The 19,735-nt window shown below is 70.6% G+C and carries 15 protein-coding genes; 11 read left to right on the forward strand and 4 right to left on the reverse strand.

The window, feature by feature from the left end; genetic code table 11:
- Positions 1-2 precede the first annotated feature (2 nt).
- Positions 3-986: a PIG-L deacetylase family protein gene (locus ACFV6E_RS07385; RefSeq protein ID WP_385459824.1), complete on the forward strand. Its 984-nt coding sequence runs from the start codon at positions 3-5 to the stop codon at positions 984-986.
- Here the strand turns inward: ACFV6E_RS07385 and ACFV6E_RS07390 are convergent.
- Positions 976-1,179: a hypothetical protein gene (locus ACFV6E_RS07390; protein WP_385167244.1), complete on the reverse strand. Its 204-nt coding sequence runs from the start codon at positions 1,177-1,179 to the stop codon at positions 976-978. The two genes, ACFV6E_RS07385 and ACFV6E_RS07390, sit on opposite strands and share 11 nt — an antisense overlap.
- 240 nt (positions 1,180-1,419) lie before the next feature.
- Between ACFV6E_RS07390 and ACFV6E_RS07395 the strand changes: the two genes are divergently transcribed.
- The 5 genes from ACFV6E_RS07395 to abc-f all read left to right on the forward strand — a co-directional run bounded on the left by ACFV6E_RS07395 (position 1,420) and on the right by abc-f (position 7,741).
- Entirely contained in the window at positions 1,420-2,772 is a 1,353-nt protein-coding gene (locus tag ACFV6E_RS07395) for a hypothetical protein (protein ID WP_385459826.1), read from the forward strand.
- 101 nt (positions 2,773-2,873) lie between these two features.
- Complete coding sequence (locus ACFV6E_RS07400; protein ID WP_385167241.1) at positions 2,874-3,266, forward strand: VOC family protein; 393 nt, start codon at positions 2,874-2,876, stop codon at positions 3,264-3,266.
- 8 nt (positions 3,267-3,274) lie between these two features.
- On the forward strand, positions 3,275-3,781 hold the full coding sequence (locus tag ACFV6E_RS07405; protein ID WP_385460025.1) for a DinB family protein: 507 nt from the start codon (positions 3,275-3,277) through the stop codon (positions 3,779-3,781).
- A gap of 158 nt (positions 3,782-3,939) precedes the next feature.
- Complete coding sequence (locus tag ACFV6E_RS07410; RefSeq protein ID WP_385459828.1) at positions 3,940-5,514, forward strand: hypothetical protein; 1,575 nt, start codon at positions 3,940-3,942, stop codon at positions 5,512-5,514.
- Between the two features lie 577 nt (positions 5,515-6,091).
- Positions 6,092-7,741, forward strand: a complete 1,650-nt coding sequence (gene abc-f, locus ACFV6E_RS07415) for a ribosomal protection-like ABC-F family protein (protein ID WP_385459830.1) — start codon at positions 6,092-6,094, stop codon at positions 7,739-7,741.
- Between the two features lie 166 nt (positions 7,742-7,907).
- On the opposite strand, the gene ACFV6E_RS07420 is transcribed toward abc-f, so the two are convergent.
- Positions 7,908-9,422, reverse strand: a complete 1,515-nt coding sequence (locus ACFV6E_RS07420; protein ID WP_385460027.1) for a carboxylesterase/lipase family protein — start codon at positions 9,420-9,422, stop codon at positions 7,908-7,910.
- A 78-nt stretch (positions 9,423-9,500) separates the two neighbouring features.
- Here ACFV6E_RS07420 and ACFV6E_RS07425 point away from each other — a divergent pair, with 78 nt between their 5' ends.
- Complete coding sequence (locus ACFV6E_RS07425; RefSeq protein WP_385459832.1) at positions 9,501-9,896, forward strand: VOC family protein; 396 nt, start codon at positions 9,501-9,503, stop codon at positions 9,894-9,896.
- A gap of 154 nt (positions 9,897-10,050) precedes the next feature.
- Here the strand turns inward: ACFV6E_RS07425 and ACFV6E_RS07430 are convergent, their stop codons facing one another.
- Together ACFV6E_RS07430 and ACFV6E_RS07435 are read right to left on the reverse strand one after the other, a co-directional pair.
- Positions 10,051-10,257, reverse strand: coding sequence for a transposase (locus ACFV6E_RS07430; RefSeq protein ID WP_385459834.1), 207 nt, complete (start codon positions 10,255-10,257; stop codon positions 10,051-10,053).
- 105 nt (positions 10,258-10,362) lie between these two features.
- On the reverse strand, positions 10,363-10,947 hold the full coding sequence (locus ACFV6E_RS07435; protein ID WP_385167184.1) for a DinB family protein: 585 nt from the start codon (positions 10,945-10,947) through the stop codon (positions 10,363-10,365).
- A 218-nt stretch (positions 10,948-11,165) separates the two neighbouring features.
- Here ACFV6E_RS07435 and ACFV6E_RS07440 point away from each other — a divergent pair, with 218 nt between their 5' ends.
- The 4 genes from ACFV6E_RS07440 (at position 11,166) to fxsT (ending at position 19,734) form a co-directional block, all read left to right on the forward strand.
- On the forward strand, positions 11,166-12,419 hold the full coding sequence (locus ACFV6E_RS07440; protein ID WP_385459836.1) for a hypothetical protein: 1,254 nt from the start codon (positions 11,166-11,168) through the stop codon (positions 12,417-12,419).
- 90 nt (positions 12,420-12,509) lie between these two features.
- Complete coding sequence (locus ACFV6E_RS07445) at positions 12,510-14,201, forward strand: hypothetical protein (RefSeq protein ID WP_385459837.1); 1,692 nt, start codon at positions 12,510-12,512, stop codon at positions 14,199-14,201.
- Complete coding sequence (locus tag ACFV6E_RS07450; protein WP_385459839.1) at positions 14,198-15,241, forward strand: AAA family ATPase; 1,044 nt, start codon at positions 14,198-14,200, stop codon at positions 15,239-15,241. The genes ACFV6E_RS07445 and ACFV6E_RS07450 overlap by 4 nt, the downstream gene beginning before the upstream one ends.
- Entirely contained in the window at positions 15,238-19,734 is a 4,497-nt protein-coding gene (gene fxsT / locus ACFV6E_RS07455) for an FxSxx-COOH system tetratricopeptide repeat protein (protein ID WP_385459841.1), read from the forward strand. Before ACFV6E_RS07450 ends, fxsT begins: the two co-directional genes overlap by 4 nt.
- Position 19,735 lies beyond the last annotated feature (1 nt).

Consider the following 19,735-nt stretch of genomic DNA (forward strand, 5'->3'; position numbering starts at 1 on the left):
GCGTGACCCGTACTGCCGAGGCCGGTACCACCGTGACCGATACCGCCGAGGCCGGTACCACCGTGACCCATACCGCCAAGGCCAGTACCACCGTGACCCATACCGCCAAGGCCAGTACCACCGTGACCCATACCCCCAAGGCCAGTACCACCAAGGCCCGTACCCCCAGGGCCCGTACCGCCAGGGCCCGTACCGCCGTGGCCGTCGGTCCGCATCTGGACGACGCGGTCTTCTCCGTCGGCGGTGTACTGGCGCTGCTGTCCCGGGCGGGCTGGCGGGTCACGGTCGTCACCTGCTTCACCGCTTCCGTCGCCGACCCCTGCCCCTTCGCGCTCTCCACCCAGCTCGACAAGGGGCTCCCCGCCGACGTGGACTACATGGCCCTGCGCCGCGCCGAGGACCGGGCCGCCCAGCGCGGGCTCGGCACGCTGGCGCCGGTCCACCTCCCGCTGCCCGAGGCCCCGCACCGGGGATACGGCAGCCCGTCCGAGCTCTTCCGCCCGCCCCGCCCCGACGACGACGTCGAGACGGAGCTGCGGCGACTGCTCGGCCGCCACCTGGCGTCGGCGGACCTCGTCCTCGCGCCCCGCGCGATCGGCGACCACGTGGACCATCTGCTCACCGCCCGCGCGGTCGCCGCCGTCGCGCCGCCCGCGCGGACCGCCTGGTGGCGCGACCTGCCCTACGCCGCCCGCACACCGGCCGACGGTGGCGGGCCGCGGCACGGCGCACCGGCGGCGACGCGGGAAACAACGGTCGACATCGGCGCCGTCCTCCCGCAGAAGATCGCCGCGGCACGGTGTTACGCCACCCAGCTCGGCTTCCAGTTCGGCGCCCCCGAGCGCACCGGCGAGGTCCTGTCCGACGCCGCCCGCTCCGAGGCACTGCGTACGCGGGCGCCCTGCCTCCATGGCGAGTCACTCCACGCCGGCGACACGGCACGACGGCTGCTGGAGGGTCTGCCCCACTACGAGTTCAGCCCCTGACCGGACGCGTCTTCTCCAGGATCGTGCGCAGCCACGGGCTGCGCACGGCCGGCAGCCGGACCAAAGTGTGCTGGAACGTTCCCCGGTCGGCCCGGAACGGGTGGTTGGGGAGCATCGGGAGCGGCTCGTCCCGGAGTATGTCCTGAGGCAGGCGGCCCGCGAAGCCCGCGACCACACTCACCACGATCACCATCCCAAGACCGAAGTGCGCGACAGGCAGGTCAGCACGCAGCACCTCTCGCGCCGCCCCACGAGCTCCCCGCATGTCGGAGCTGTACCGCTCTCGTGCTGCTCGGCCCAAGCCCGCATGGCTGGAACAACGCCCGATCAGCAACGCACCGGGGCCCGAAGTCGCCAGGGGCGGCCGTCTCCTGGATGGCAGGCTCCGTCCCGCATGGGCGGTGTTGTCAGTGGTGCCGGGCAGTATGGACAGATGACTCACGCCATCCCCGTGACGCTGCCGTCCGCACTCGTCGATCACCACGCTCTCGACGTGGAACGCAAGTACTCCGACGGCTGGGGTGTGAGCGTCGACGACGTCGCCATCACGCCGTCCGGTGAGCTCTACGCCCTCTTCCGCGTCCACCGCCACACCTACGGTGTCGCTGACGACGAAGCCGCCCCGGCGAAGGCGCACTTCAGCTATGCGCTGCTCACCCGGTACGCCCCGGACGGCACCCCGCTGGCCACCGCGGTCTCCGGGCAGGACGAGTTCCTGTGCCAGGAGGCGACGTTCGGCGGCCCCGGCCCCACCACGGGGCTGGGGCAGGACCTGTGGTGGGCCAAGTCGCTGTGCGTCCTGCCCGACGGCACTCTCGCGGCCACCGCGCCCAACGATCGCACCCATCTGCTCACCGCGGACCTCACTGCGGTGACCGCGCACTACGACATGCCAAGCCGCCGGCACGAGGACGGCCCGCGCGATCCGTTCGCCACCTGGATCAGCACAACCCCCGCCGGCCGCCTGCTGTGCACGACGGGCGAGTTCGGCGTCCACAACTACGGCAACCTCATCACCAACATCGTGTCGATCACCGACCGGCCCCTCACCTCCACCTCGAAGCCGACCCTGCGGGCCCTGGCCTCCATGGAGGCCCAACCGCTCCACCACACCGAGGCCGACCTGCGGCCGGACCTTCTCCTCAACGGCGAACCGGTCGGCATGGACCACCGGCCGCGGCCGTCACTGACCGAACACCTCACCGCGCTCGAGCAGACCGCCCAGCTGCGGGACTGGCACGGCGCCCGGCTCAGCCGGCCCGCGGTGGTGCGCGAGGACCTGTTCGTCATCCCCGTCTACGGCCGCATCTACCGCGGCGGCAGCCGCGGCCAGCAGTTCGCCTTCGTCCTGGTCACCGACGACGGCGACATCACCGGCCAGCTCGGCGGCATGCACCTGTCGCGCGACAGCCCCTTCACCGGTCACTGCTTCGAGATCGCCACCGACCCCGCACGCGAGCGGATCTACCACCTCAACCGCTACGGGCTGTTCGCCTGGACCGCCACCGGCGTGCGCGCTCAACGCCTCGACCTGGAAGACAAGCGGTACAAGCTCCTCAAGCACTTCACCCTCATGGACTGCACCCCCCAGGGCGAGCTGATCCTCGTGCACCGCACACAGCACCTGATGCTGCGCGTACCGTGCCCGACCTCCCTCGGCGGCCTCGGCGAGACGGTGGAAAACGCCTTGCGCGCCTACGCCAGGGAACGCACCGCCCTCAAGAAACAGCATCAGCCGGTGAATTGGCATTGGGTCGACAGCACGACGCCCGTACACCGCCTTTGATGAAGACCGGGGCTACCGGCCCCGGCCCGCTCGCAAGGAGGTACCCGCTGCCGCCTTTGCAACAGGCAGCCACTGGTAGATCCTTTGTAGCCGTGACTCACATGACAACCGACACCACGTGGCCCGGGAAGATCAGTGCCATCACCCTGTTCGTAGAGGATCTGGAGGCCACGAAGCGGTTCTACCGTGAGGTGTTCCGCCTGCCGGTGACCTACGAGGACGACAACTCGGCCGTCTTCGACTTCAGGAACACCATCATCAATCTGCTGCGATCGACCGCGGCACACGAGCTGATCAGCCCCGCACGCGTCGCCGCCCCGGACGCCGGCTCCCGCCTTCAGCTCACCCTCCCCGTGGACGACTTGGACGCGATGTGCAAGGAGCTGACCACGCGCGGCGTGACGCTGCTGAACGGTCCGATGGACCGGCCCTGGGGCATACGAACGGCCAGCTTCCGGGATCCGGGCGGCCACATCTGGGAGATCGCGCAGTGACCGCGCTCATGCCCGCGACCGCGGACACCGAGATTCAAGCCCTCCTGTCCTCTCTGAACGCACAGCGCCGCCATGTCCTCGGCATACTCGACGGGCTGACCCCGGAGGCACTGCGGCGGCCCGTACTGCCGTCGCGATGGAGCTGCCTGGGCCTCGTCCAGCACCTCGCGCTCGACGTCGAGCGGTTCTGGTTCCGGTCCGTCATCACCGGCGACCCAGCCGTCATCGAAGCCCTCGACGACATCGACGACGCCTGGCAGGTGGCCCCCGACGTACCGCGCACCGAGGTACTCGACCGGTACCGAGCGGAGGCGGAACTCGCGAACACCGCCGTCGCCGCCGCGGACCCGGACGCCCCTCTGGCCTGGTGGCCCCACCACCTCTTCGGCGACCCGCACCTGCACACCGTTCGGGACGTCCTGCTGCACGTCATCACCGAGACGGCGTGCCACGCCGGACATCTCGACGCCGCACGAGAACTCATCGACGGCCGCCGGTGGATGGTTCTGACCTGAAGACCGACTGCGGACCCGCGAAAGAGAGGAGTCACCTACGGGCCCTGCCAAAGCCGCTGCACGTGGCGGTGGGCGATGAGGCAGACCCGCCCACGCCTCCTGGTGCCCGCGCACCAGGGCCGGACCGTGACCTGGGGTCTCTTCGATACGCTCCGCTGATGCGTCTGATCCCCGACGGCCCGTTCCCCGAGCTCGGCCACCCCTACACGACCCACGTGAGCGCGGACGGGCTCTGGCTCGCCGTCAGTTGCCACGCGAGCTGCCGCGGTGCGCTCGGCCGGATCGCCGTCTACCGGACGAGCGACCTCGCCCTGTGGGACGAGATCGTGCTGGAGCAAGGCATCGAGGAGCTCGCCTTCCACCCGGTCCTGCCGCTGCTCGCCGTGGGCACGGAGGACGGCGACGAGTTCGCCCTGCGGGGCGGGCTGCACCTGTACGAGCCGGCGACCCGGCGCCGTACCGACGTGGCCGTCGCCGGGGCCGGGGTCACTGCCCTGCGCTGGCGGGACGCTCGCCGTCTGGAGGTGACCTTCGCCCGGCCGGTGATCGACTACGCGGACCCGGGCCAGATGACGTACACCCGGAGCGTCGCCGAGCGCGACGACTGGAGCGACGTCGCCGCCGACGCGCTCGCCGCGCTGGTCTCCTGGCCGCAGGTGCCGGTGGAGATCGACTGGAGCGCAGTCGAAGGACCGGCCATCGACCGGCCCCGGCAGTACCTCGCCGACCTCGCCGCCGAACGGGGCAGCACCTGGACCCTACGGCCCGGGGTGGCCGTGGTGGAGGCGCTGCGGGACGGCCGGATACTCGCCGCGGCGCGCAGCGGGACCCTGCTGGAGTGCTGGTCGCCGGACGGCCGGCCACAGTGGTCCGTGCCGGAGCCCGACGGGCGGCAGGAACGCAACGGCTGCCGGCTGTACGTCACCCCGGACGAGGAGAGCGTCTGGATCACCGTCCTCATCGGCGACAGCGACGACCGGCGCACCCGGCTGTGCCGGTACGCCCTCGCCGACGGCGCCCCGCTCGGCGAAATCCACTTCGACTTCCCGGTCGCCATCGCCGCGCGCACGGACGGTGCCTGGGTGGCCCGGGACTCCCGGGAACTGTTCCCCGGACCACGCTGGCCGCCGAACGAGAGCGTCGTACTCACGCCCTCCGGACGACGGCTCGCCACCCTGACGCTGGGAGAGAGCGGCACTTCCTACGACTTCCCGGTGCGACGCTCGCCCCACCTGCTGTTCCTCTACGGCGTCGGCCGCCCCGACGTACCGCCGGAACTGCTGGAGAAGTGGGTCGTGCGGGCCGGCCCCGACGGGATCGAGCGGCTGTTCCCGCTGGCCTGGAACGACTCCCTCGGCCCTTACCTGCGCGGCGGACCCGCCGTGCACGTCGACGACGACCTGGGGCCGGGGCTCGTCCACACCTGCACGGCGCGCGACGGCACCCACCTCGTACGCCGTGCCTATCCGGACGGCGCGGTGGTCTGGGCACACCGCTTCGGCGAACGGATCACCGCGGTCGACGCCCAGGACGGTCTCGTACACGCCGTGCTGGGTGACGGAACCGGTGAGCTGCTCACGCTGCGCGCGGCGGAGGGCACGGTGGTACGGCGCCGGACCCTCCCCCTCGGCGGGCACCACTACGCCCCGACCTGCCTGAGCGTCGCCGCGGACGGGGACCTGGTGATCGGCACGGTGGAGGGGCGGCTGATCAGGACGCGGGAGAGTCAGTGACGGTCTCGGCCAAGCACCTCAGGTCTGCCAGGCCGGGCCAATTCGTCGGCCAAGCGCTCCTGCCGACGCCGGTGACGACTCGCCCGGAGGCCGCTGCGGACGGGACAGCCGACTGACAGCCTGCCTGCCACTGAGCCAGTGAGCCAGCCGCAGTACGCGGCGCGCCACCGGGCAGTAGCCGCAAGCCGTGCCGTGCGCCGCCCGGGCAAGGCCCGAGCACTCCCGACCGGCTGCCTCACGACCTCCCGCTGGAAGACAGCAGCGGTGAGATCGAGGAGTTCGCGGACGGCTTTCGAGGAGTTCGCCGGGCCGAGGTACGCCAAACTCGACCGCCACCGCCACCGCCACCGCCACCGCCACCGCCGCAGCAGCAGCAGCAGCAGCAGCACACCAAACGAGGCGAGACGTATCGTCTTGTCAAAGTCCACGATGCGACGTACTGTCCTGCCCATGGGTTCCCTGTGACATCACCGGCGCAGACCGCGTAGAGCACCGCTCCGCCGTCTCCGCGCCCCACCGTGCATCCCTCACCCCGCCGGCCCGGGCGCGTACCGCCGCGTCCAGGAAGGACCCGCTCTTGCACACCGCACAACTCACCCTCTGCCGCGTCGGCAAGCACTACCCCGGCCGCACCGTCCTCGACCGGGTCTCCCTCTCGCTGAAGCCGGGCGAGAAGGCCGGGCTGATCGGTGACAACGGCACCGGCAAGTCCACCCTCCTGCGGATCGCCGCCGGTCAGGAACGCCCGGACAGCGGCGAGGTCACCGTGACCGCAGCCGGCGGCATCGGCTACCTCCCCCAGACCCTTCCCCTGTCCCCGACCGCCACCGTTCAAGACGCCATCGACCTCGCGCTCGCCGAACTGCGCGTGCTGGAAGCGGAACTGCGCCGCGCCGAACGGTCCCTCGGTGAAGGCGAGAATCCGGCGGCACTCGCCGCTTACGGCGTCCTCCTCGGGCGGTACGAGGCGCGGGGCGGCTACGACGCCGACCACCGGGTGGACGTAGCGATGCACCACCTCGGTCTGCCCGTCCTCGGCCGTGAGCGCCCCCTCGGTACCCTCTCCGGCGGCGAGCGCTCCCGGCTCGCCCTGGCCGCGGTCCTGGCCGGCCGGCCGGAGCTGCTGCTGTTGGACGAGCCGACCAACGACCTGGACGACGCGGCCGTGGAGTGGCTGGAGACACAACTGCGCGCCCACCGCGGCACCTTGCTCGCGGTCACCCACGACCGCGTCTTCCTGGAACGTCTGACGGCCACGGTCTTCGAGGCCGAGGACGGAAACGTCAACCGCTACGGCAACGGCTACGCCGGCTACCGCACGGCCAAGGCGGCCGAGCGCCAGCGCCGGCTCCGGGAACACGAGCAGTGGCGCCTCGAACTGGCCCGCAACGAGCGGCTGGCCGCCGGCCACGCCGCCCGCCTGAGCACCATCCCGCGCAAGGCGGCGCTGGCCAACTTCGGCCACGGCGGCTTCCGTGCCCGCGGCCGGGCACACGGCACGATGGCCCGCGTCCGCAACGCCCGTGAACGGGCCGAGCGGCTGGCGGCCAATCCGGTGGCGCCGCCACCGGATCCCCTGGCCTTCACGCCCCCCACGGCAGCGACAGCGGACACCGCGGCGGGCCCCGCGACCGCGTGCGCGCAACCTCCCGCCCTGCACCTCGCGGACGTACGCGTGGAAGGCCGCCTGCGCCTGGGTTCCCTCGCCCTCGAACACGGCGGCCGACTGCTCGTCACCGGCCCCAACGGCTCCGGCAAGACGACCCTGCTGAAACTGCTCGCCGGTGAACTGCGGCCGGACGAGGGCTCGGTGCGGGTGCCGGGCCGGGTGAGCCACCTGCGCCAGGACGAGACGCCGTATCCGCCCGGTCTGACCGTCATCGAGGCGTTCGGACTGGGGCGCGCGGGCTCCGCCGACGAACAGGCCGACGCCCTGCTCGCCCTCGGCCTCTTCCGCCCGGCCGAACTCCGTATGCGCATGGGCGAGCTCTCCTACGGCCAGCGCCGCCGCGTGGACCTGGCCCGGCTCGTCACCGAGCCCGCCGATCTCCTTCTCCTCGACGAGCCGACCAACCACCTGTCACCGGCGCTCGTCGAGGAACTCGAGGAGGCACTGGCCGGGTCTTCCCAGGCGGTCGTGCTGGTCACCCACGATCGCGCGCTGCGGAACCGGTTCCGGGGCGGACACCTGCGGCTGCCGGACACCACAGGGGTCCGGGTGAGCTGAGGGCCGGACCGAACTGGCCGCGCCCACATCGCCCCGGCCGCGCGGGTACGGCCCCAGCGGGCCGTGCACGCGTGGCTCGCGCGGCCCGGCCGTCATTCACGGACAGTGGCCCGCGCGACTACGGCCGCCGTTCACGAACAGTGGCCCGCGTGGGTACGGCCGCCGTTCACGGACACAGGACGGGGAAGTCGGCCTTCGCCCACAGAGCCCGGACAGCGGCCGCGGCCGCGGGCAGCTCGTCGGCGCCGTCCTGAGGGCAGCTGACCCACCTGTTGATCTCGGGGACGGGTCCGCCGACTGGAGGCCAGCCGGGGTTCCCGGTGGCGGCGAAGTCGGCCCAGGCACGCACCATACGGCGGGCCAGGTCCTGGTCCGCCGTAGTGGGTGCGCCGCCGATCAGGAATGCCAGGCGTTCGTCGTCGAGGTTGCCGAAGGCGAAGGGCATGTCCGCGCAGTGCCAGGCGCGCACCACCGTGTCCGGGCCGGTGCGCCGCCGGTCGAAGAGGGACAGGAACGCGCGGCCGCCGGCGCGGGCGTGCACTTCGGCGAGCCGGTTGCTGTACTCACCGAACAGCAGGTCGCTGTAGATGGCGAGGTAGACGTCGAGCACCGGGGCCTGCGGCATCGCGGCGCGGTAGCCGGCCACCAGGCCCTCGGGAAGGCCGAAGTCCTGCGCGAAGCGGGCGAGCTGCTGACCGGTGGTGACCCTCGCGCTGCTGCCGACCGCGTCGAGCAGCCAGTACTCCTCCGTGGTGGAGCAGACCAGCAGGTCCACGTCCCGGGCCGCACCGTCCGCCAGTGCTGTGAGGGGGTCGGTGGGCAGGACGTCGCCGTCGAGTACGGGGGCGTAGAGCGAGGGGTCGTAGTGACGCGATCCGGAGGCGGGGTCGCGCCGGTAGCGGTCGACCACCCGGTCCGAGGCGGCGACCAGTGCCTGCGGACTCGCGGCGGCCAGACCCTCGGACGTGGCCGGGCAGCCCGCGGCGGCGGCGACCTCCCGTGTCGTGGCGGCAGCGATGTCGCGCGTATAGCAGGGGCTGGCGGGGCTGTGCGCGATGGCGCGGCGAAACAGGCCACGAGCACCGTCCATCCCCATCAGGCACGCGACCGAGGCGGCCCCGGAGGACTGGCCGGCGATGGTGACGTTGTCCGGATCACCGCCGAAGGCGGCGATGTTGTCGCGGACCCAGTGCAGGGCGGCGGCCTGGTCGAGCAGGCCCCGGTTGTCCGGGTGGGCCGACTGCCCGTCCGCCGGAACGTGGCCGAAGCCCTCGAATCCGATCCGGTAGTTGAGGGTGACCACGACCAGCCCCGAGCGAGCCAGCACGGTGCCGTCGAAGTCGGGCTGGGCCGAGGAGCCGAAGGTGTAGGCGCCGCCATGGATCCAGACGAGGACCGGCAGACGGCCACCGCCCGCGTCCGGTGTCCACACGTTGACGGTGAGAATGTCCTCGTCACCCGGAGACCAAGCGGGCGCGCCGGGCAGCTGCGCCGACTGCGGGGAGATGGGACCGAATTTCCGGCCCTCCCGTATCCCGCCCCAGGAAGAAGCCGGAAGAGGCTCCCGGAACCGGTTGGCGCCGAACGGCGGAGCGGCATAGGGGATGCCGAGGACGGCGACGATGTCGGCAGCGGCCCGAAAGCCTCGTACCGAACCGTTCTTCGTGTCGAAAATGCCTATGGCCAACTGCCTCTCACTGCACGCACACGAACCGGACGAGCAAGTCTCGCACCGCCTGCGAACTCCGGCCGACACCAGGTGAGGCAGGAGGCTCACTCCCGTCCGTTCTGCCCCGCCAGGCGGTCGCCGACGTGGCTGAGCGCGTCGTCCCGTACGGCAGCACCTCGGACAGCCGAACTCCTGGGTTGGCACGTCGAGCACGAGGAGCCGAATACGGCCGTCGTCGCCTCCCCGCAAGGGGCGTTCTTGGTGTTCCAGCAGGCGGACGGCCATCAGGCTCCGGGGTGGCCTCCGGTCGAGGGCGAACAGCACCCGATGTTGCACCTCGACTTCCAGGTCGGCGATCCGCATTCGGCGGTCGCCGAGGTGGTGGCCCCGGGCGCCACGGTGGCGGAGTTCCAGCCGCAGGACCGCGTCCGGGTGCTCTTCGACCCGGCCGGACACCCCTTCTGCCTGTGCCTGGACGGGGGATGACCGGCCGGCTCGCACGTCACGCGATCCCCAGCTGGTGACGCCGGACGAGAAGCGAGTGCAGCGCTGACGCCACCCGAGTTCTTCGAGTCGGTCCGCCAGCAGGCGGCGCGGGACCCCTGGCTGAGACTCGCCTTTCCGACCGGCCCATCACCGGTCAACGCACGCAGAACCCCAGACAAGTTCGAGGACGAGTTCGGCTGAAGCGGCGATGCGCGGTGGCGGAGGACGTACCGAATGTCGGCGGCAGATGCCGCCAGGCACAGCCGCTGATCAGCACGTACACCACTGCCGTGAACGCGGCCCTCTCGTCACGTGGAGCAGTCCGACCACCTTGCGGTCGAGCCGCGAACGACGGCGGCAATGGGGCGACCAGCCCCAGAGCTCATCAGGAACCAGACGCTTCGACAGATCAGCACCCACGGCCGGCATCATGACGCTCGAACCTCAAGTCACGTGGCGCAGTCGTCTATGCCTTGACTGATGCGGCTGATCTGGCGGCCTGCTCGATCTTTGCCCAGTAAGCGGCTCGTACTTCTTCATCGATCTGCATCTCGTGTTCGGGGCGCATCCCGGTTCGGCCGTCGACACCTTCGCGCAGGATGTCCGCGTGCCCGGCATGCCGGTTGGTCTCGCCGAGGACATGGACCATGATGGCGAACAGGTTGGTGTTGGAATGAGGCTCCGGCCACCACGGCACGTGGCCGGGGGCATCGAGGGCAAGCTCGTCGATCGTCGTATCCGAGTGCTCCCACGTGCGCCGGTAGGACTCGATGATCCGGTCGCGCGCCTCGTCCTCGGCCGCCCACAGATCGCTGCCGTCGTGGTCCTGCCACCGGGGCAGCGCTTCCGGGGAAGGGCGGTCGAAAACCTCGCCGAAATACCTGGCCTCGACGCCGGCCACGTGTTTGACCAAGCCGAGGAGATTGGTTCCGGTCGCTGTCAGAGGTCGGCGGGCGTCGTACTCGGACAGGCCGTCGAGTTTCCAGAGAAGCGCCTTGCGGTCCCGCCGCAGTCTCGCGTGCAGGGTGTCCTTCGCGAATTCATCGATCATGCGGCATGAGCCTGCCATGGGCTACTCGTGGTCTCAAGATTCCGCAGGGGGACCGCAACGACCGGCAGAGCCGAAGCCTGGCCATGGCCACCGTCCCGAGCCACTGAAGAAGCCTGTGGAACTTGCCACGTTGGACAGCCTCTAAGATCTTGCCTTTTCGGGTAAGGGCGGGTATCGATGCGAGTCGTCCCATATTCGATCCGACGGGGAGCGCGGCCATGGTGACCCTTCTCTTCGTGCACGGAACTGGCGTGCGCGGACCGGCCGGCGAAACCACCCTTGACCGCATCCGGAGCGAAATCGCGGCCCGGCGCCCGGACGTCCGGGTGGAATCCTGCGACTGGGGCTCGGCTCTCGGCTCATACCTGCGCGCCGACGGCGCGTCGATCCCCGGTTTCGTCGCCCAGGACGGCAAAGGACCCGACTCACCTGCGGCCGAGGACGAGGAGGTGGCTCGCTGGGCACTGCTGTACACGGATCCGTTGGCGGAACTGGAACTCTTCGCCCTGACGGCCTCCGCCGCGTCTGCGCCGTTCGTCCCGGGCGCGCTTTCCCGCGGGGACACGCTCCTGGCCGACCTGGCCCGGCTGGCCGACGATGACGCGCTGCGCACGGCTTGGGCGGAGGCCGGCCTCGACGTACCGCTGGCGCGGACCGCCGAGGCGCTGGCCGCCGCGCCGGAGCTGCGCCGGGCGGCCGCGGCCGACGGGGGCGCCGCCTCCGCGCTGCCCCGGCTGGCCGCGCGGGCGCTGGTGGCACACGCCTTGAACGAGAGCGGCGGCGACGCCGGCCGGGTACCCGCCGTGCGGCGTGACGTGTTGGTGGACCACGTCACCGACGCGCTCGGCGGTGACGTACGCGGCATCCCGGAGGCGGTGTCCGCGGCAGTCCGCTTCTCCGCCCGCCTGTTCGAGAACGCAGTCGGCAACCGGCTGGCCGTGGCCCGCCGCACGGCCTGGAGCGGCAGGTCCGCCGGCTTCTTCGGCGACATCGTGCGTTACCTGGTGCGCGGTGATGCGGTGCGCGCCTTCGTCGCGGAGGCCATAAGGGCCCGGCCCGGCCCCGTGGTCCTGCTCGGTCACAGCCTCGGCGGCATCGTCTCGTTCGACCTGCTGGCTTCCGGAGCCCTGCTGGACGGCGCCACGGCGGGCGCGGGCGCCCGCCCCGGGAACGTCACGGCCCTGGTCACGGTGGGCTCACAGGCTCCGCTCCTGTACGAGCTGGACGCCCTGCCGTCCCGGCCGTTCGGCAGCGGCCTGCCTGCGGGCTTCCCGCCCTGGGTCAATGTCTACGATCGCCGCGACCTCCTGTCCTACCAGGCCGCCCCGGTGTTCGGCACCGGCGCGAGCGACGTGCGGGACGTCGAGGTCGACAACCGGCAGCCGGTGTCGGCGGCGCACAGCTCCTACTGGGGCAACGAGCAGTTCTATACGGTGCTCTACGGCGTGCTGGACCGGGTCGCGGAGCAATGACCCGCGTGCGTGCGACTATGCACCGTACACAGACTGCGGCCCGTGTTCTGGCGGGTTCCGGTCTGCGTGACACCAGGTACGCTGCCCGGCTTGCCCACCACCGTGCGAGGGGGAACGCGCGTGGCGAGACAGAGATTCGACGACGTACAGCTCGAGCTCATCGAGGCGGTCGTGACGGTGCTGAAGGAACCCGGGGGCGGCCTGATGTCCGAGGGTGCACGTCGGCTGTGGCGACAGATGATCGACGAGGCTCTGGAGGGCCTGCCTCAGGACACCTACCCCGCCCCGCATCTGGAGTTCTTGAGCCTGGTGCACGCCTGCGCCGGGCGGCACGGGGGCATGGCCGTGCTGGCCAGGGTGACCGGACTGGTGGCTCCCGCGCTCGGCGGGCAGTTGCAGCCGCTGCTGGACGAGTGGCGGGCCCATGAGACCTTCGAGGGCAGGAACTGGCGTTTCCTGCGCGAGGCACTCCAGCCCAGACTGCCCGAACTGGCCGCACTCGTGGCCGAGTCGACCAGCGGCCGCCACGTGCTGCCCCAGTACTGCGCCACGCCCTGGCAGGCGTTCGTGTACCTGGCCGGCCTCAACTCGCCCGTCGGCGGCCTGCCACCGGCCATGGACCTGCTCGAGCGGCTGGCCGTAAGCCCGCTCCTCGCCTCCTCCGTGGGGGAGCTACGAGCCTGGAACGACCATTTCGCCGACCGGTGGGGGCTGGACAAGGGTGACGACGGGCTCAGGAGCCTGCGCGGGGAACTGCAGTCGGCGCACCGCGCCGCCCGCGTCCCCGTCGCGGTCGCCGCTCACGGCGCGTACGACGGCACCGCGGACACGGGCCCGGCCGATGGACGGCAGGAGGACGAGGCGGAGCCACCGCTCATCCGGCTCTACATCAGGGTGGCCCGCGACCGCGCCCCCCAGCCGAGCAGTCGTCGGCGTATACCGCGGCCACCGCGCTACCATGTCGCGGCCTGCGTGAAGTACGCCGACTCCCCCGCACTGCAACGGCAGCCCGAAGCGGAGCCGAAGGGACCGGTCACCGGCGACGAACTCCCGGCGTCCGTAGCGCAATTGCTGGCCAATATGACGGTGATGTGGCACAACAGGGCCGAGAACGTGGCCCTGGAGTTTTTTCTGCCACTGGAGCTGCTCACGGAGGCTGTCGAGTTCTGGGACCGCGATCCCACTCGTGGATTCGAGAACCCCTTGCTCAGCACCTACCGGGTGTCCGTCCACAGCCTTGATCGCATACAGCGGCGGGAATTCCACCGCGCGTGGCGATCGCGCTGGACACAGTGGCGGAAGAACGAGGCTCAGCGAAAAGAACCGGGGAGCAACCCGGAGGACGGACGGCGCGTTGTACACGAGTGTGCCTCGGAGCCGGCGCTCGCGATCCACCATCACCTGACACGACTGGACGCCGCCGTGGGAAGCGACAATGATGTGGTCGGCATGCTGCTGTGCGAACCCCCCTGGGACCAGGGCGAGTTGGGTATGCAAGAGGTGAGCCTGGCCCTGGACCTGGGAGTGCCCGTACTGATGTATCAACGTGACGGCGCCGCCACGCCCGCCTGGCGTACGGCGATGCGGGAAGCGTTGGCCGAAGAAGGGCTGGCCGCTCTTCCCCGGCGCACGCAACAGTGGAAGACCGACGCTGCCGCCGGCAGGCTCTTCGCGCACGATCCGGCGACCGTTCGTGCCATGGGCATGATCTGGGACGACCCTGAGCATCTTCTTGACGGGGGACCGAGTGCTCCCGCCACCTTTGTAGGGGGGACCGATTGAACGCGTCGCTGGAGAACGGAGGACCCCTTTACAAGGGCACGGGTGACCGGGTGCCCGACACCCCGTACGAAGATCGCACGTGGCCCGCCGGACCGCCGTGGCGTACCTTCGCCGCCCCGCCCACGATGCCGCAACCACCCGACGACGAGGAAGCCGACCGCAGACTCGGGCGGCCCGGCGCCCCCCGCCGTCCGCGGCGCGAGGAGGTCCGCCTGGTCAACGCGGCGCTGCTGCTGCGCAGGCCCCTTCTCGTGACTGGCCGTCCGGGAGTGGGCAAGTCGGGTCTCGCCTACCGCATCGCCCGGGAGTTACGCCTCGGCCGTGTCCTGCACTGGGCCGTCACCAGCCGCACCACGCTCGCCTCCGGCTTGTTCGAGTACGACGCCATAGGGCGCGCCCAGGCCCTGCAGAGCCCGGGGGAAGTACCCTCCGGTACCGCCGACTTCGTGCAGCTCGGACCGCTCGGTACGGGCTTGCTGCCGTACCGGCTGCCCAGGGTCCTGCTGATAGACGAGATCGACAAATGCGATATCGACCTGCCCAATGACCTCCTGACCCTGTTCGAGGACGGGTACTACGAAATCCCTCCGCTGATCAGGGCGAAATCGCAGGAACCCACCGCCGTCGTGCACACGGACGACCCGGGCGGGAAAGCGGAAGTCCGCGAGGGCGTGGTGCGCTGTCACGCCTTTCCGGTGATCGTGCTGACCTCCAACGGCGAACGGGAATTCCCGGAGGCGTTCATGCGCCGATGCCTGCGGCTGGATATGCCGGATCCGGACGCTGCAGCCCTGGGCGAACTGGTCGCCGCACATTTCGGCGATACACTGGGCGCCCGCCAGGAGAAACTGGTGCGTGATTTCCTTCGGCGCAGCGACCGCGTCGGCGCCCTCGCCGCCGACCAACTCCTCAATGCGGCTCACCTCGTGACTTCGGGTCAATACCTTCCTTCGGCCACAGGTGACGACGCGGACGAGTGGACCGATCTGCTGGAGGCCATCTGGCACCCGCTGGGCGGTGAAGAGGCGGCACCGGCGTGACCCACGACCCCTCCCCGGTACCCGACGGACGGACCGTGCACGGCCGGGACGGGCCGCGCACACCGGCCGGCCAGGAACCGACGCCGCTCACCCGTCTGCACCCCACTGAGCTGGCCGACGCGGTGTGGATGGCGAGCGAACACGGATGGCTCACCAGCCCGTCCGCGCACGACCGCCCACCCGACGAAACCGCGGACCTCGCCCGAGCACCCGGGCAGGATCCGCCCGGACCGGCCGCCGAGCCCACCCCTTGGCTGCCCGCACCCGAGGACGCCTTACCCGACGCACCGCCCACGACCGACGTGACCACGAGGCCCGCCGGGCCCGACGGCATGCCGTCGGGCCCGGCGATCCACGAAGCATCCGCATCCTGGGGCGGGGACGAGACGACCGCCGGGCACCACGCCTGGCCCCTGCCCCGTACGGCAGGGTCCATGCCGGCGAATCGGCCTGTCACCCCGACGACCCGCCGCTCGACCGGAACCCGGGCCCTGGGGCGTGCGCTGCGTGCCTTCCGTACCGCTGTGGCCTCCGCACACGGGCACGAACTGGATGAGGAAGCCACCGCCGAGCGCATCGCGCTGGCCCCGTCCCTGCCTCCGGTACTGCGTCCGACGGCCGAGCGCCACTGGCGCGCCGTGCTCCTGGTGGACACAGCACCGCACATGGCGGTGTGGCGCACGCACATCGCGCGCTTCGCCCGAGTCGCCCGCCGCTTCGGCCATTTCCGCGACGTCACGGTGCTGTCACTGGACGCCTCGTCCGCCGAAGAGGCCCGCTTGTCCCCGCCCGGATCGGTTCCCGGAACCCGGCCCGCCTCGGCTCGCAGTCTCGTCGACCCGACCGGGCGCTCCGTCATGTTCGTCCTGACGGACGGCTGCGCGCCGGCCTGGCGCTCGGGCGCGGCGCAGCGTCTGCTCGCCCTGTGGGGCAGGCGGCAGCCGGTGACCGTACTGCACCTGCTGCCGCAGCGGCTGTGGCACCGTACCGGGCTGCACCCGACCGGAGTCAGGCTGCGGGCGTCGAGTCCCTGGACCGTCGGCCGCACACCCGTGTGGGAGCCGGCCGAGGCCCTCTCCGGCGTTCTCTACTCCCGCGTCGCCCCACGTGCGACGGTGGCGGTGCCCGTGCTCGAACTGGACGCGAGCTGGCTGGAACCATGGGCCCGGTTCGTGGGCGGCGCCGAACCCCGCGAGGTCGAGCTCGCGGCCGTCATCACCACCGTCCGCACACGACCCCTCGTTCCTCTCCCCGTCCCGCCCGCCGACCCCGCCCAGCGGGTCGCCACGTTCCGCGGCTGGGCCTCCCCCGAGTCGTTCCAGCTCGCCACACACATGGCGGCCGTCCAGCTCGACCTGCCCACGATGGATCAGGTCCGGCACCGCACCATGCCCCACTCCGGTGCCGAGCACATGGCAGAGTTCCTGATCAGCGGATTGGTCTCACCACTGCTCTGGTACGCCGACGACAGAGCGTCCTTCGTGTTCCAGCCCGGCGTGCGCGAAGAACTGCTGGCGTACGGCACGCGTGACACCACCGAGACAGCGATGGAACATGCCGCGCAGCTGATGGCCCCGCGCAGCGCCGCGGCCCGGGATCTGCTGTCGTTCCTGCACGGCGACGACGTACGGGCGGCCCCCGCCTTCGGCTCGGACCGGGAGTTCAGGCAGGTCGAGCGCGCCGTCCTGCACGCGCTGAACGGGCCCTACGCCCACCGCGCCAGGGAGCTGGACTCGTTGGAGGAGAGGTCGCCGCTCGCCCGCGGGCGCGCCGGTCCGGCCGACGAGTCCCCCGAAAGCCCCTCTTCCGCACCCGATCCGGCGGACTCGTCGTTCACGAACAGTCCGCCACGATCGGCGCACGACGGCTCCCCTCTCGCCCCAGCGACTTCGGGGGGCCTGACAGATTCAGAAAAAGGAGAGACACAAGTGAGCACGGTTCCCGCCTCGTCCGAACGAGGACACGAACCAGATCTGACCGCAGGCGGCCCCCGGCCACCCAAGCCGACGGTCTGGGGGAACATGCCACCGAGAAACCTCGTGTTCACGGGCCGCGATGAACTTCTGTCCGCTTTGGAGCGGGGACTGCGTTCAGGACCGACCGCCGTGCTCCCGCACGCCCTGCACGGCATGGGCGGTGTCGGGAAGTCGCAGCTGGCACTGGAGTACCTGTACCGGCACGCCTCCGAATACGATCTGGTGTGGTGGATCCCGGCGGAGCGACCGACACAGATCCAGCAGGCATTCGTCGAGCTCTCCCGCCGCATGCATCTGCGTGTCACCCCCGAAGCCATCACCGCCGTTCCCGCGGTGCTGGAAGCACTGCGCACCGGCCACCCGTACAGCAGGTGGCTCCTGGTGTTCGACAACGCGGAAAGCCCCAATGCCGTTCAGGAGTATTTCCCGAGCGCTCCCGAGGGCGGGCCCGCCGGCTCGGTCATCGTGACCTCACGCAACCCTCAGTGGAACACGCTGGCCCACCCCCTGGAGGTCGACGTGTTCACTCGCCACGAGAGCATCCAACTGCTGCGCAGGCGCAACCCCGACCTCGCCGACGACGACGCGAACATGCTCGCCGACATCCTCGGGGATCTTCCGCTGGCCGTGGAACAGGCATCGGCGTGGCGCGCGGAGACCGGCATGCCGCCCGGCGAATATGTGAGGGTGTTCGAAGAAAAGCGAGCCGAGCTGATGGCGGTCTCACCACCGCCCCAGTACGAGGAGACGGTCGCCACCGCCTGGAATGTCTCCCTCGACCATGTGGAAACCAAGAACGCCGGAGCGCTTCAGCTGCTCCAGCTGTGCTCCTACTTCGCACCGGAACCCATCTCCCGGCAATTCTTCTCCAATTCGGTCGCCGAACCGATCGCCCCGGAACTGGATCTCATTTTCGCCGACCCGATCCGGCTCAGCCGGGCCATCCGGGAGATCAGCCGTTACTCACTGGCGAAAATCGACCACCGTACCAATTCGATCCAGATGCATCGCCTGGTACAGGCCGTACTGGTGGCACGGATGTCGGTGGAACGGCGCGAACGTTTCCAGCACGGCGCACATCTGCTGCTCGCGGCCAACGCACCGAACAACCCCCGCGACCCGCAGAACTGGCCCCGTTTCGGCGAGCTGTTCCCCCACGTCATCGTCTCGCAGGCCACTACGTCGACCAACCGCAATGTGCGGCAAATGGTGCACAACGTGGCCGAGTACCTCTACCGCTGGGGAGACCACGCCGCCGCCCTGGACTTCACCGGCCAGGTCCACAAGGAGTGGCTCGAGAAATTCGGCGAGGACGACCCTCAGACCTTGCTGATCGGCCAGCGCCTGCGATTCGTGCTGTGGCGGGTCGGCCGCTACGCCGAGGCCTCCGAGCTCGGTGAGCGGATGCTCACCACCCTGGCGGCGGCGGGACCGGAGATGGAGGAGGAGTACCTCAAGGTCAAGGGCCAGGTGGCCAGTGACCGCCGGGTGAGCGGGGACTTCCGCGGCGCACTGGAATATGACGAGGACGTGTACGCCCACGCCGTCCGGTCCTTCGGGGACGACGACCCCACCACCCTCACGCACGCCTTCAACCTGGCCGTGTGCCTGCGCGTGCACGGCGACTACCGTCGGGCGCTGCAGCTGGACGAGAACGTCTGGCGGCTGCGGGTTCAGATGTTCGGTGCCGACAGCCCACAGGCACTGGCCTCCGAGGCATCGGTGGCACTCGACCGGCAGGAACTCGGCGAGTACAACCGCGCCCTGCGCATGTGCACGGAGAATGCCGACAAAACCCAGGCCCTGCTCGGCGAGACCCAGCTGGAGACCTACCGGTCAAAGGCCCGGCTCGGAGTCGCCCAGCGCAAGGCGGGCCTGCACGCGGAGGCCGCCAAGAACACCAACATCGCGCTCACGGCACTGACCGAACGGTACGGCGAGCGGGCCCCCGACGTGCTGCAGATCTCGCTGAACTACTCCATCGACCTGCGTCAGACCGGCAAGCTCCAGGAAGCCGTGCAGCGCTGCCAACGCACCCGCGACCTCTACAAGGAGACCCTCGGCGCCGACCATCCGCAGACCGTCTCGGCGGACGCCGACCTCGCCGTGACCCTCCGCGAGCTGAACCGGGTCGACGAGGCCCGCAAGCTGAACGAGTCGGCGCTGGCCCGGTTCGAGTCACTCCTCGGCGAGACCCATCCCAATGCTCTGGCCACTGCCGTCAATCTGGCCAATGACATGTTCGCCCAGGGGGACAGCACCGGCGCGCACGCACTGGACAGGCGCACCCTGGAGAAGGTGCAGGAGCAGCTGGGCGATACCCATCCGACCGCGCTGGTGCTGCAGGTGAACCTGGCGATCGACCTGCGAGCCCTGAAGCAGACGGAAGAGGCGCAGGCCCTGCACCGGGAGGCCTGCACGGCGATCAAGGAGACCCTCGGCGCCGACCATCCGGCGTACCAGGACGCTCTGGAGTGGCGCCGGGCCAACTGCGACATCGACCCGATGTACCTGTAGG

The organism is Streptomyces sp. NPDC059785, from assembly GCF_042732375.1.
Classification (GTDB): domain Bacteria; phylum Actinomycetota; class Actinomycetes; order Streptomycetales; family Streptomycetaceae; genus Streptomyces.